Origin of the sequence: Peptococcus simiae (genome assembly GCF_046097595.1) — a bacterium.
In the GTDB taxonomy this organism is placed as follows: Bacteria; Bacillota; Peptococcia; order Peptococcales; family Peptococcaceae; genus Peptococcus; species Peptococcus simiae.
On record NZ_JBJUVG010000003.1, the window covers coordinates 98,617 to 111,650 of the forward strand.

Below are 13,034 nucleotides of genomic sequence, written 5' to 3' on the forward strand. Positions count from 1 at the left end.
GCCATGACGATTGATGAGATTGAACGTTTACTGCGGGCCTTTGACCGGAGCGGGGTTGCCCAGTTAACGGTGAAAACCGCTGACGGGACCGTCAAACTGAACAAGGCCCCGCTGGTGCAAGTGGCTTCGCCCGGCCCTCAAGGGCCTCTTCCGGTGCCCGTAGCGGCAGCAGAAGGGGCAGCCGGCCCTCTTGAAGAGGAACCGGCCTTTGCCACGGTGGAAGCCCCCCTGGCAGGTACTTTTTATGCGGCACCGGCTGAAGATGCCGATGCCTTTGTCCGGGTCGGTGACCACATTGAGGTCGGGCAAACCATTGGCATTATTGAAGCCATGAAGGTTATGAATGATATCCCTTCAACGGTCAGTGGCCAGGTGGTTGCCATCTTACCGGCCAACGGTACGGTGATTGGGTATCACGATGTCATCTTACAGGTGGAAGCGGATGTTTAAAACAGTATGTATTGCCAACCGAGGCGAGGTGGCCGTTCGGATTATCCGGACCTGCCGGGATATGGGCATTAAAACCGTCCTTCCCTATGCTGAGCCGGATGCAGGCAGCCTGGCTGTAGCCCTGGCAGATACAGCCGTCTGTATTGGCCCGGCGGCCCTCAATGCCTCTTACCTAAATGCAGATGCTATTTTATCCGTAGCCTTGGCCTGTGAGGCCGAAGCGGTTCATCCGGGCTACGGATTTTTATCTGAAAACGCAGACTTTGCCCGCCAGGTTGCTGACCAGGGCCTGGTCTTTATCGGGCCGCCGGCAGAGGTCATCACCCAGATGGGGGATAAGATTGCGGCCCGGCAGCGGATGCGGGCAGCCGGGGTCCCGGTTATTCCGGGGTCCGATGGGCCGACAGCCAGTCTGGAAGAGGTCCTGGCGGTAGCTGAAGAAGGAGGTTACCCCCTGCTCTTGAAGGCAGCAGCCGGCGGTGGTGGCCGGGGCATGCGGCTGGTGGAAGCAGCAGAGGGGCTGGAAGAGGCCTTTTTGGCTGCCCAGCGGGAGTCGGAAGCGGCCTTTGGCGATGGCCGGCTCTATGCGGAAAAGTACTTGACCGGGGCCAAACACATTGAGGTGCAAATTGCCTGCGACCAGGCCGGGCACTGCATCCACCTGGGCGAACGGGACTGCTCCCTCCAGCACCGCCACCAAAAGGTCCTGGAAGAGACGCCCTGCCAACGCCTGTCGGCCGGCCTGCGGGAGGCCATTTGCCAGGCGGCGGTCCAGGCCGCCCAGGCAGTGGGCTATGTAGGGGTCGGGACTGTTGAATTTCTGGTCACCGCTGAGGGCGACTGGTACTTTATGGAGATGAACACCCGTCTCCAGGTCGAGCACCCCATTACCGAATGGGTGACCGGCATTGACCTGGTTCGGACCCAGCTGCGACTGGCTGAAGGCCTGGCCCTGGAATGGGCCCAGGAGGATATCCGCCTCCAGGGTCATGCCATCGAGTGCCGGATCAATGCCCAGGACCCGATGACCGGCTTCCGGCCCTCTGTGGGCCGGGTCGAATCCCTTCACCTGCCTGAGGGGCCCTTTGTCCGGGTGGACTCGGCCCTCCTGCCGGGGGAGGAGGTCTCGCCCTTTTATGACTCCCTCCTGGCCAAGGTCACCGTCTGGGGGGAAAGTCGGCAAATCGCTATCCGGCGGATGCGGCGGGCTCTGTCTGAGATTATTATTGAGGGCCTTGATACCACGACCGACTTACACTTTATGATCCTACACCACCGGGATGTCATCCGTGGTGCCTATACGAGCCAATTTTTAGATGATCACCTGAAGGAACTGGTGGATTTATTATGATGAGAGATGCTTTTTCCCAGCGGAAGGACCGGCTCAAGGTCTTTCAGGCTGCCCGGGAGCGGCTCCTGCGCCGCCCGGCGCCGGATAGGGATGATTTACGAAATATCAACTGCCCACTGTGTGGCGGGCGAATCCTCATGGCCGACCTTCGGGCGGCCCTTTATGTCTGCCCGGCTTGTGGCCAGACCCTGCCTATGCCGGCCCATGCCCGGTTGGAAAACCTGCTGGACCCCGGCACCATGAAAGAGCGGCAGGAGGGGCTTAAGACGACTAACCCCCTAGCCTTTCCCGGCTATAGCGACAAGTTGGACCGGGCCCGGCGGCAAAGCGGGCTGAATGACTCGGTGGTGACCGCTACCGGCCGGATTGACGGCCTGGCAGTGGCCATTGCCTGCATGGACAGCCGCTTTATGATGGGCAGCATGGGGGTGGTCTGTGGGGAAAAACTGGTGAGCCTGATTGAACATGCCACCAAGCGCAAGCTTCCCCTGGTTATCGTCGCCACCAGCGGCGGGGCCCGGATGCAGGAAGGCATTTTATCCCTGATGCAGATGGCCCGGACCAGCCAGGCCCTCAACCACTTCCATGCCGCCGGCCTCTTATACATCGTGGTCCTGACCGATCCCACCACCGGTGGGGTCATGGCCAGTTTTGCCAGCCTGGCGGATATCACCCTGGCCGAGCCCGGTGCCCTCATCGGCTTTGCCGGCCCCCGGGTCATCCAACAAACAGTCGGCGGTGACCTGCCGGAAGGCTTTCAGCGGGCAGCAGCCCAGCTGGAGAACGGCTTTATTGACGCCATTGTGCCCCGGGAAGACCTGCGCCGGGAATTACAGTTTTACTTAACCATCCACCGAAAGGAGGGTCGCCTGTGACCGCTTATGAAACCGTCCGCCTGGCCCGGAGCCAGGGCCGGATCAATGGGAGCCGGCTTTTACAGGCCATTATCGATGACTTCCATGAGCTGCATGGCGACCGGCTGACCGGCGATGACCCGGCCATTATCGGGGGGCTAGGCTACTTAGATGGCCAGGCCGTCACCGTCCTGGTCCAGGAACGGGGCCGGACCCTGGAAGAAAATGAACGGGTCCGTTTTGGTATGCCCATGCCGGAAGGCTACCGGAAGGCTATCCGGCTTATGCGCCAGGCGGAAAAATTTGGCCGGCCGGTCATCACCCTGGTGGATACCCCCGGGGCCTACCCGGGCATTGAGGCAGAAAACCGGGGCCAGGCGGCAGCCATTGCTGAGTGCCTGGCCACTATGCTCAGCCTCAGGGTTCCGACCCTGTCTTTGGTCATCGGAGAAGGGGGGTCCGGCGGTGCCCTGGCCCTGGCCGTCGCTGACCGGCTCTACATGATGGAGCACAGCGTTTTCTCGGTCATATCGCCGGAGGCCTGTGCCAGTATTTTATTCAAAGACCCCAGCCGGGCGCCGGAAGCGGCGGAGGCCCTCCACTTGCAGGCGGCCGACCTCCACGATATGGGCATCTGTGACGGGGTCTTTGGCGAAGCCGGCCAGGATATTACCCAGCTGGCGGCCAGCATCCGGCAGACCTTCTCTGACAGCCTGAAGCGCTTGCGGAAGGTGAGTGACCGGGACCTGCCGGAAAACCGTTACCGGCGTTATCGAAAGGTGGGGATGAGCCATGTATTCAGTGGATGAAAATCAGGCCAAAGAAACAATGAATCGCTTTTTAGTGGATATTTTTAACCAAATTCTGGGCATTGAAGAAGACTGGCTAAAGGACCGGTTTGACGGTGATATCACCGTCGCTGAGGCCCATATGCTGGTGGCCATTGGCGAGCGGGAGCACGGGGCCATGAGTGATGTGGCCCGGCACGCCGCCTTGACCAATGGCACCGTGACCACAGCCGTTAAAAAATTGGAGAAGAAGGGCTATGTCCTCCGGACCAGGGATGAAGAGGACCGGCGCAAGTTGCGGGTCCGCCTGACTGCGTCCGGCCAGGCCGCTGTCCAGGCCCATGGGGCCTTTCATACCGCCCTCTGTGACGGGATCTGGCAAAACCTAGATGATCAGATGCGGACCCCCTTTATCAAGGGGCTGTCTGAAGCGATTGCCGTCCTCAAGGGGATGCGGGAGGATTTGAAATGATGCCCGGCTTACGGATTATCGGTACAGGGGCCCGGGCCGGCAGCCGGCGGGTCAGCAATGCAGACCTCTGCACCCGGCTGGATTCCAGCGATGAATGGATCCGGACCCGGACAGGTATCTGCGCCCGCCACCTGGCCGGTCCTGACGAAAGGGTCGAGGACCTGGCTGCGGCAGCGGCCCGCCAAGCCCTGGACCGGGCAGCCATTGCCCCGTCCTCTATCAGCCTGGTCATTGTGGCCACCTTCAGCCCCGCCGGCCGGATGCCGGCTGTGGCCACTGGCCTGGTTGGGGCCCTGGGCCTGGGCGAAGGGGTCCTGGCCTTTGACTTAAATGGGGCCTGTACCGGCTTTGTCCAAGCCCTGGACTGTGCCCGGAGCTTTTTGGCCACCCGGCCGGCCGGCCAACGGGCCCTGGTCGTCGGGGCGGAAATTATCTCCCACTGGGTCGACTGGTCTGACCGGGGGACGGCCGTCCTCTTTGGTGACGGGGCCGGGGCCCTTATTGTGGAACAGGCGCCGACCCTGTATGTAGCCCAGTTCGGCGTCCGGACCCAGCCGGAGGCTCTGACCGTCCAACCGGATGCGACCGGCCAATCGGTGGTCCGGATGGATGGCCAGGCCATCTTCCGCTTTGCCCTGCGGCAGGTCCCGGCCCTGATCCGGGACTTGACTGACCAGGCCGGCCTTGCACCGGACGGGGTCAGTCATTTTATCCTGCACCAGGCCAACGGGCGAATCCTGGACAAGGTTGCCCAGCACCTGGACCTGCCGAAGGATCGTTTTTACTTAAATATCGGCGAGCTGGGGAATACCTCAGCCGCCTCTGTACCCTTGGCCTTAGACCAATGGATAACAGAAAAACCGCCCGTAGGCGGAGAAAAAGTTGTATTGGCCGGCTTTGGGGCCGGGCTCACTTGGGGAGGAATCATTTTTGAATGGTCATAAATTAACAGAACTGCTAAATATCCGCTATCCTTTCATCCAGGGCGGAATGGCTCGGATTGCGACCGGGACCTTTGCGGCCCAGGTATCCAATGCCGGGGGCCTTGGGGTCATCGGGTCGGGCAGCATGGAAGTCCAGCACCTGGAGGCCAATATCCGTGACTGTAAGGCCCTCCTGGAACCGGGCCGGACCTGGGCGGTCAACCTCATGATGATGAACCCCCACTGTGATGACTTGGTTGAGGTCATCATCCGGGAAAAGGTCCCGGTGGTCACGACCGGGGCCGGGAGCCCGGCGGCCTATGTGAGCCGGCTCCAGGAAGCCGGCTGCCAGGTCTGGCCGGTTATCGCCTCCCCCCTGATGGCCAAACGGATGGCCCGGTTGGGGGTCAATGGCCTGATCGCTGAAGGCTGTGAGGCCGGTGGCCATGTCGGTTCCTTTACGACCATGTCCCTCCTGCCCCAGGTCATTGCCGCTGTAGACCTGCCTGTGGTGGCAGCCGGCGGCATTGTCACCGGGCGCCAGGCCCTGGCGGCCTATGCCCTGGGGGCTGTCGGTTTCCAAATCGGGACGGTCTTACTGGCCGCCGAAGAATGCCCCATCCATGACAATTACCGCGAACGGGTCCTAGGGGCCCGGCTGGAGGATGTGGTGACCATTGGCCGGATTGGGGGCACAGCGACCCAAATGCTCAAAAACCCCATGACCCGGGCCTACTTAAAGATGGAACGGGAGGGGGCTGACTGGGAAACCCTGGAACGGTTCTCCCTGGGTGGCCTGGCCAAGGCTGTTTTACATGGGGACAAAGACAACGGGGCCATGATGGCCGGCCAGAGCGTCGGCCTGGTCGACCAAGTGCGCCCCCTCAAGGATATTTTCGCAGGCCTCATGGCAGACATGGACCAAGGCCTGCATGACCTGCTCGCAGACTGGGAGGCGGAAGGACCATGGAAATCAACGGACACCATTTAGACCGCCCTCTGGCCCAGGGCGGCATGGGGATTGGTATCTCTCTGGATGGCCTGGCCGGGGCAGTGGCCCGGGCCGGTGGCCTGGGGGTCCTGTCCTCTGCCTACGCCGGTCTCCACGAGCCGGGCTTCTGGGATGACCCCAAGGGGGTCAGCCTCAAGGCCCTGACCCGGCGGATTCGCCAGGCCCGGGACCGGGCCGGCGACCGGGGGCTCGTTGGGGTCAATATCATGCGGGCAGTGAGTGATTATAAGGAACAAGTCCAGGCAGCCCTGGCCGGCGGTGTCGATGTGATCATCTCCGGCGCCGGCCTGCCCCTGGAATTACCTAAATTGGTCGGCAAGGCCTCGGTCCTCTTGGCACCGGTGGTCTCCGGCGGCCGGGTGGCCAACCTTATTTGCCGCTACTGGCTCAAGCACGCTAATCGGCTACCGGACCTGGTCGTTGTCGAAGGCCCCTTTGCCGGCGGCCACCTGGGCTTTAAAGACGAAGAATTAGCGGCTGACCGGGAACCGGCCCTGGCTGACCTGGTCAGAGAGGTCCGGAAGGCCCTGGCCCCTTACGAAGAAAAAAAGGGCCGGCCCATTCCCATCATTGCCGCCGGTGGCCTGGTCGACCGGGCTGATGTCCAGGCGGCCCTGGAAGTGGCCGATATTGCCCAGCTGGGCACCCGCTTTATCGCCACCGATGAATGTGATGCCGACCAGGCCTTTAAGGACCGGATTATCCAGGCCCGGGACGAAGACGTCATGGTCATTGAAAGCCCGGTCGGGATGCCGGGCCGGGCCCTAAAAAGCCCCCTGACCCTGGCCATTGCCCAGGGGGACCGGCGTCCACCGGCGACCTGCTACAAGTGCCTGGGCCCCTGTAACCCGGCCACGACCCCTTATTGTATATCTCGGGCCCTGGTGGCCTCTGCCCAGGGGGACTGGGAAAATGGCCTCTTCTTTAGCGGGGCCCATGTTGGAAAAATTAACCGGCAGACCCCGGTCGCCGATGTCTTTACGGAAGTCCTCAGGGAAGGAGGGACCCTATGATCTGTCTACTTTACGCCGGTCAAGGGAGCCAGGCGGTCGGCATGGGTCTGGACTTTTATGAAGCCGACCCGGACGCCAAGGCCCTTTATGATCGCTACCCTCAAATCCGGGAGGCCTCTTTTTACGGCCCCCAGGAAAGTCTGAATGAAACGGCCATGACCCAACCGGCCATGGGCCTTTTTGCCGCCGTGGTGACCGATTACCTGACCACCCGCGGTCTTGCCCCGGATATGGCTATGGGCCTGTCCCTGGGCGAATACAGTGCCCTTTATGCTGCCGGCAGCTTTTCAAGTGACCAGCTGGTTCAACTGCTCGAGGTCCGGGGGGCTGCCATGCAGGAAGCGGGCCAGCTGAGGCCCGGCGCTATGGCAGCCGTCCTCGGTCTGGACCGGGACCGGGTCGGGGCTATTTGTGCCGACCTGGCAGCTGAGACCGGCCAGGTCATTGCCCTGGCCAATGATAACGCCCCGGCCCAGCAGGTCATCGGTGGCGAAAAGGCCGCCCTGGAAGAGGCGACCCAGCGGCTCAAGGCCGCCGGCGCCCGGCGGATTGTGCCCCTGCAGGTGAGCGGGGCCTTCCACACCCCCCTCATGGCCCCGGCTGCAGAAGCCCTGGCCAAGGCCCTGGCCCAGACCCCGCCCCGGGCCCCCCGGATACCGGTGCTGGCCAATGCCTCAGCTGGCCGGCTGGCCGATGATGGGGTGACAGAGAGCCTGCTTGCCCAGCTGACCTCCCCCGTCCGCCTGGTGGAGAGCTTTGAACAAGCCGCCGCCCTGGGGGCCCGGACCTTTATTGAAATTGGCCCGGGCAAGGTCCTGACCGGCCTGGTCCGGAAGGCCCTGGGCCGGGACCTGGCGGTGTATGCTGTAGAAACCCTGGCAGAGGCAGATGACCTACTGGCCTATTTAGGAGGAAAAGATGACTGAAGCAAAGAAAACCGTCCTGGTCACCGGGGCTACCGGTGACATCGGCCGGGCCATTGTGGCAGCCTTAACTGAAGCGGGCTGGCAGGTCCTGGCCCACTACCATGCCAACCAAAAAGCCGCTGATGACCTGGTCCAGACCTATGAGGCCATCCCCCTTCAGGCTGACCTGAGCCAGCCCGGAGCAGCCAGCGACCTGGTAGACGCTGCCCTGGAGGCGGTGGGCCATATCGATGCCCTGGTCAATAATGCCGGCGTCACCAGAGATGGCATGCTGATGAAAATGACCGATGAAGACTATTTCACCGTCATGAATGCCAACCTCTACTCCGCCTTTGCCACCTGTCGGGCCCTCTGCCGGCCCATGATGCGCCAGCGCCATGGGCGAATTGTCAACATGGCCTCGGTGGTCGGCCTGACCGGCAACAGTGCCCAGGCCAATTATGCCGCCAGTAAGGCCGGCCTCATCGGCTTGACCAAGAGTCTAGCCCGGGAACTGGCCCCGCGGGGCATTACCGCGAATGCGGTGGCACCGGGCTTTATAGAAACCAAGATGACCGCGGTCCTCCCGGGAGAAGTCAAAGACAAGAGCCTCAACCGGATTCCCCTGGCCCGCTTTGGCCAGCCGGAAGACGTGGCCCAGGCCGTGGCCTTTTTACTGGACGACCGGGCTGCCTATATCACTGGCCAAGTGCTGGCGGTAGATGGCGGCATGGTCATGTAGGAGGAATTATGAAAAGACGAGTCGTCATTACCGGTATCGGTACCATTAATAGCATTGGCAAGGATGCAGCCAGCACCTGGTCGGCCGTGGTAGAAGGCCGGCATGGGGTGGCCCCCATCAGCCATTACGATACAAGCGGCCGCCGGGTGACCCTGGCCGCCGAAGTGAAAGACTATGACCCGGAAAACTACTTTTCCGGCAAGGAGGCCCGGCACCTGGACCCCTATATCCAGTTTGCCCTGGTGGCGGCCCGGGAGGCCTTGGCAGATGCCGGGGACCTGGCTGTAGACCCCTACCGGCTGGGGACCATTATCGCCTCCGGTATCGGGGGCCTTTCCACCATTGAAAAGGAAGACCGCCGGGTGGCCCCGGACAATAAGTTTGACCGGGTAACCCCTTACTTTATTCCTATGGTTATTTCCAATATGGGCGCGGCCCATGTCGCCATGTTGGCCGGGGCCAAGGGGCCCTCTATGTCCGTTGCGACCGCCTGTGCCTCTTCAACGACGGCAGTGGGCCAGGGCTTCCGGATGATCCGGGACGGCTACCAGGATGCCATGTTGGTCGGCGGTTGTGAGGCCAGCATTACCCCCCTGGCCATCGGGGGGTTTACCGCCATGCGGGCCCTCCATATGGGGGCGGACCCTGACCGGGCCTCAATCCCCTTTGACCAGGACCGGTCCGGCTTTGTCATGGGGGAAGGGGCGGCTGTCCTGGTCCTCGAAGAAGCCGACCGGGCCCAGGCCCGGGGGGCCAAGATTTATGCAGAGCTGGTCGGCTATGGCGAAAGCTGTGATGCCCACCATATTACCGCACCGGCAGAAGACGGCGAGGCCGCTGCAAAAGCCATCCGCCAGGCCCTTGATGAAAGTGGTCTGACACCGGCAGATGTAGACTATATCAATGCTCACGGCACCTCGACCCCCTTAAACGATCAAATCGAAAGCCGGGTCTTTAACCGGGCCTTTGCAGGGCAAGTGCCCCTGGTTAGCTCCACCAAGGCCCTGACCGGCCACCTGCTCGGGGCCGTTGGGGCCCTGGAGAGCCTTATTTGCGCCCAGGCCCTGGTCCATAATTACGCACCGGGCCAGTTCGGCACAGCCCAGCAGGACCCGGCCTGCCCAGTTCCCCTGGCCAAGGGGGGAGAGCCGGTGGCTGCTGCCCTCACCAATACCCTGGGCTTTGGCGGCCATAACGCCTGCCTGGTCTTGAAAAAATGGGAGGGCTGCCATGCTTGATTTTGAAGCCATCCAGGCCATCCTTCCCCACCGGGCCCCCTTCCTGCTCATTGACCGGGCTTTAGAGGTCAACCCTGGCCAGTCGGCCAAGGCCCTCCGGGCGGTCAGTGGGAATGAATGGTTTTTCCATGGCCACTTTCCCAGCAAGGCCGTCATGCCTGGGGTCCTTATTATTGAGGCGCTGGCCCAAACTGGCGCCCTAGCCATTTTACAGGGCCCAGACCAGGGGGGGATCGCCCTCCTGGCCGGGATCAATAAGGCCCGCTTCCATACCCCGGTCCGGCCGGGGGATACCCTGACCCTTTCCGTTGAGTTGACCAAAAGGCGGGGCCCTATCGGCATGGGCCAGGCCCTGGCTGTCAATCAAAAGGAGGAGAAGGTGGCCTCCTGTGAACTGATCTTTGCCGTTGACCAGGAAAATAAAAATAACTAGCTATACAAAGAAACCAGTCGACCTGGATCCAGGTCGACTGGTTTCTTGATGATAAAGGATAGGTCCGATACCCTTAAAAGAGCTGGCTGGCCGCCACAAGCAGTAAGAGAATCCCCCCAACCCATTCAGCCTTGTTGCCTAAAAATCGGCCCAGGGGCCGGGCCAAGAGGACGGTTAGGGCTACCAGGACAGCCGTTGTGGCCCCAATGACCAGGACATAGACCAGGGGGGTGCCGGCAGCCCCGAAGGAGACTCCGACAAAAAAGGCATCAATGGCTGTTGCCACCGCCTGGCTGGTCAGGACCCAGAGGCTCAGGGTCTGTAAGTTGCAGGCGGCCTCGCCCTTGCGGGCCTCGCGCAGCATATTGAGGCCGATTAAGGCCAGGACAGCGGCCACCACATAAGAGCCATAAGAGCCGATGATATGGGCCAAGCCAATGCCCGGCCCGTAGCCCAGGGTGGGCATAAGGGCCTGGAAGGCCCCAAAGAAAACAGGCATCAGCCACAGGCGGCGCTGGTCGCCGCCGGCCAGGCCTAAAATATTACATAGGGCGACGGCACAGGCATCCATCGACAGGCCTGCCCCAATTAAAATAACCTCAAAAATCCCCATAAGTCCTCCTTATTCCCTTGCACCTCTACCTGCCAGTATACCATAGGTTCGGAAAAATATAAAAGAAGGTATAAATCCTTGTAAGCAGCTCCGATCGGGCTTATACTAAAAATAATAATAGCCAGCCCCTAGCGGGCGGAAGGGAGTCTTTTATGCTAAAAAAAATCATTGCCGGCTGCCTGGTCCTGGGCCTCTGCTGGCTACCCGGTCCGGCCAAGGCCGATGGAGACCTGGCGCTGAGGATCAACGGTGACCTGATTGAGGCCAGTCCGGACATGGGCGCCCCCTTTATTAATGCCGATAACCGGACCATGCTCCCCCTGCGGATGGTTAACAACTACCTCAGGCTGGACACCGCCTGGTCTGAAGGTGGAAAAATCGTCGTCAGCGGCAGCAATGGCGTCTCCCTCACCTTGCAGGTCGGGCAAACCAGTTACCAGGATCAGGGGGAGACCAAGACCCTCTACAGTGCCCCGGTCATCAAGGATGGCCGGACTTACCTGCCGGCCCGGAACCTGGCAGAAATCTACGGCAGCATCCAGTGGTCGGAGGGAACCGTTTCCATCTATCCCGGGCAAAAGAACCCGCCCAGCTACCAGGTGGACGCCAGCGGCCAGGTGGCCCGCAGCCTGGCGAGCGACCGGACCCTCCTGCCCCTGTCTGATGGAAGAACTCTGTCACCCATCCAGGACTTTATTGTTAAGCAGAAGGTCATCCGGGGAGAGACCTACCTCCTCATCAACTACAACCACGTCCACTCCAACATGAGCACCCTCTATAAGGACACCGGTGACCGCTTGGTTAAAATAGCTGACCGGGTCAATGCCACGTCATCCTTTACCTTAAATGACCGCTACCTCTATTATACAGACGGGACTTCCCAGGGCCCCTGGTCATCGGGCATCCGACCGAATGTGGTCTACCGCCTGGACCTTCAAAGCGGCCAGGGCCCGGTGGAAAAAGAACTGCCATTTGATGTCAACAAGGCCGTTTTAGAATGGACAGACCAGCAGCTACATGCCCTGACCCCGGACGGCAACCGGCTTTTTATCGCTTAAAAGTAGCGGGGAAGAGAGACGAATACCTCCTCAGCCTGATTGTCTGTTGGCAATTGGGCTGAATTTTCGTATAATAGACCCAAGAGATACAGGTAATACTGGAACGGATCGGAATCTGAAATGGAGGTAGTTTATCATGGCGTATATGTCAGTGAAACAAGCGGCCGAAAAATGGCAGATTGACGAAGACCTGGTGGTTGAATTCTGCCAAGACGGGTCCCTGGTCGGCGTGGTCAAAGAAGGACGGACCTTCTTTATCCCGGAAGAGGCCATCTGCCCGGTCATCCCCCCCAACCTGGAAGCCCGCCCCTCTTCACCGGAATATGAAGACCTGATTGGCCGGATTGATGAGAAAAATGAAGCCCGCAAGGCCTGTGAAGTTAAAAATCCGGAAAAAATGGCCGCCTTTGAAAAAGACTTCAAGACCACCTTTGTCTATGAATGTGGCGCCATTAGCGGCAATCCCCTGAGCCGGGATGAAGTAGCCACCATCCTTGAGGGCCAAGTGGTCGCCGGCCAGCCCCTGCTGGCCCACCTGCAAGTGGTCGGCTTGAGCGATGCTTATGACCATATGAAAGACCTGGTCGACAAACGGGTCCCCCTGTCTGAAAAGATCATCAAGGACCTGCACGGCCTCATCATGGTTGACAAGCCCGCTGAACGGGGCAAGTACCGGCTGGAATCCATCCACGTCCTGGGTGCCTACCACCAACCGCCGGAAGCCGACCGGGTCCCGGCCAAAATGGCCAAGCAGCTGGGTAAGTTCATCAACCCCCAACTCCATGCCGTTGAAAGCGCCGTCCTCTTCCTGATGAAATTTGACGGCATCCGCCCCTTTATGGATGCCAATGGCCGGGTTGGCCGCCTGCTCTTAAACTTTATGCTCCTCCAGCAGGGCTATCCGGCAGTGAGCATCTCCCCCAAAGACCGGGATGCCTTCTACGCCGCCATCGATACCTACTACCGTGACCAGACCTCAGCCCCCATGGTTGAGCTCATCGCCCAATATATGGAACAGCAACTGGATGACTACAAGGCCGCCTGCCAGGCCTAAGTTCCATCACTAGGCCCCCTTTCCAAGGAAGGGGGCCTTTTTCAATAAAACAATTAGAAAATAATCTAAATAGATATTGACGTTTGCTTGCCACCCCTTTCTATTTAGATAAAAATCTAAATAGAAAG

Annotated in this window: 15 protein-coding genes; 14 read left to right on the forward strand and 1 reads right to left on the reverse strand. The window is 60.6% G+C overall.

Annotation, left to right across the window (positions count from 1 at the left end):
- Positions 1-3 precede the first annotated feature (3 nt).
- From ACKQTC_RS03510 to fabZ, 12 genes are read left to right on the forward strand one after another with little or no spacing between them, the layout of a single operon-like run.
- Entirely contained in the window at positions 4-450 is a 447-nt protein-coding gene (locus ACKQTC_RS03510) for an acetyl-CoA carboxylase biotin carboxyl carrier protein (RefSeq protein WP_408977045.1), read from the forward strand.
- The gene (locus tag ACKQTC_RS03515) at positions 443-1,801 is read left to right on the forward strand and encodes an acetyl-CoA carboxylase biotin carboxylase subunit (protein WP_408977046.1); all 1,359 of its coding nucleotides are present in this window, start codon (positions 443-445) and stop codon (positions 1,799-1,801) included. The genes ACKQTC_RS03510 and ACKQTC_RS03515 overlap by 8 nt, the downstream gene beginning before the upstream one ends.
- Positions 1,798-2,676 carry an acetyl-CoA carboxylase, carboxyltransferase subunit beta gene (accD, locus tag ACKQTC_RS03520; protein ID WP_408977047.1) on the forward strand — a complete coding sequence of 293 codons (879 nt, stop codon included), beginning with the start codon at positions 1,798-1,800 and terminating at the stop codon, positions 2,674-2,676. The genes ACKQTC_RS03515 and accD overlap by 4 nt, the downstream gene beginning before the upstream one ends.
- Positions 2,673-3,464 carry a carboxyltransferase subunit alpha gene (gene accA, locus ACKQTC_RS03525; protein ID WP_408977048.1) on the forward strand — a complete coding sequence of 264 codons (792 nt, stop codon included), beginning with the start codon at positions 2,673-2,675 and terminating at the stop codon, positions 3,462-3,464. Before accD ends, accA begins: the two co-directional genes overlap by 4 nt.
- Positions 3,448-3,915, forward strand: a complete 468-nt coding sequence (locus ACKQTC_RS03530) for a MarR family winged helix-turn-helix transcriptional regulator (protein ID WP_408977049.1) — start codon at positions 3,448-3,450, stop codon at positions 3,913-3,915. Before accA ends, ACKQTC_RS03530 begins: the two co-directional genes overlap by 17 nt.
- Entirely contained in the window at positions 3,912-4,859 is a 948-nt protein-coding gene (locus ACKQTC_RS03535) for a beta-ketoacyl-ACP synthase 3 (RefSeq protein WP_408977050.1), read from the forward strand. The genes ACKQTC_RS03530 and ACKQTC_RS03535 overlap by 4 nt, the downstream gene beginning before the upstream one ends.
- Positions 4,846-5,829, forward strand: a complete 984-nt coding sequence (locus tag ACKQTC_RS03540) for an NAD(P)H-dependent flavin oxidoreductase (RefSeq protein ID WP_408977051.1) — start codon at positions 4,846-4,848, stop codon at positions 5,827-5,829. The genes ACKQTC_RS03535 and ACKQTC_RS03540 overlap by 14 nt, the downstream gene beginning before the upstream one ends.
- On the forward strand, positions 5,805-6,863 hold the full coding sequence (locus ACKQTC_RS03545) for an NAD(P)H-dependent flavin oxidoreductase (protein ID WP_408977052.1): 1,059 nt from the start codon (positions 5,805-5,807) through the stop codon (positions 6,861-6,863). The genes ACKQTC_RS03540 and ACKQTC_RS03545 overlap by 25 nt, the downstream gene beginning before the upstream one ends.
- The gene (locus ACKQTC_RS03550) at positions 6,860-7,789 is read left to right on the forward strand and encodes an ACP S-malonyltransferase (RefSeq protein ID WP_408977053.1); all 930 of its coding nucleotides are present in this window, start codon (positions 6,860-6,862) and stop codon (positions 7,787-7,789) included. The genes ACKQTC_RS03545 and ACKQTC_RS03550 overlap by 4 nt, the downstream gene beginning before the upstream one ends.
- Positions 7,782-8,510: a 3-oxoacyl-[acyl-carrier-protein] reductase gene (fabG, locus tag ACKQTC_RS03555; protein WP_408977054.1), complete on the forward strand. Its 729-nt coding sequence runs from the start codon at positions 7,782-7,784 to the stop codon at positions 8,508-8,510. The genes ACKQTC_RS03550 and fabG overlap by 8 nt, the downstream gene beginning before the upstream one ends.
- 8 nt (positions 8,511-8,518) lie before the next feature.
- The gene (gene fabF, locus ACKQTC_RS03560; RefSeq protein ID WP_408977055.1) at positions 8,519-9,748 is read left to right on the forward strand and encodes a beta-ketoacyl-ACP synthase II; all 1,230 of its coding nucleotides are present in this window, start codon (positions 8,519-8,521) and stop codon (positions 9,746-9,748) included.
- Positions 9,741-10,181 carry a 3-hydroxyacyl-ACP dehydratase FabZ gene (gene fabZ / locus ACKQTC_RS03565; protein ID WP_408977056.1) on the forward strand — a complete coding sequence of 147 codons (441 nt, stop codon included), beginning with the start codon at positions 9,741-9,743 and terminating at the stop codon, positions 10,179-10,181. Before fabF ends, fabZ begins: the two co-directional genes overlap by 8 nt.
- A gap of 73 nt (positions 10,182-10,254) precedes the next feature.
- Here fabZ and ACKQTC_RS03570 read toward each other — a convergent pair whose 3' ends face one another.
- The gene (locus tag ACKQTC_RS03570; protein WP_408977057.1) at positions 10,255-10,794 is read right to left on the reverse strand and encodes a manganese efflux pump MntP; all 540 of its coding nucleotides are present in this window, start codon (positions 10,792-10,794) and stop codon (positions 10,255-10,257) included.
- Positions 10,795-10,946: 152 nt separating this feature from the next.
- On the opposite strand from ACKQTC_RS03570, the gene ACKQTC_RS03575 reads away from it, so the two are divergent.
- Together ACKQTC_RS03575 and ACKQTC_RS03580 are read left to right on the forward strand one after the other, a co-directional pair.
- A complete protein-coding gene (locus tag ACKQTC_RS03575; protein ID WP_408977058.1) occupies positions 10,947-11,852 on the forward strand; it encodes a copper amine oxidase N-terminal domain-containing protein in 906 nt (301 codons plus the stop codon).
- Positions 11,853-11,997: 145 nt separating this feature from the next.
- A complete protein-coding gene (locus tag ACKQTC_RS03580; RefSeq protein ID WP_408977059.1) occupies positions 11,998-12,906 on the forward strand; it encodes a Fic family protein in 909 nt (302 codons plus the stop codon).
- Positions 12,907-13,034: the final 128 nt, after the last annotated feature.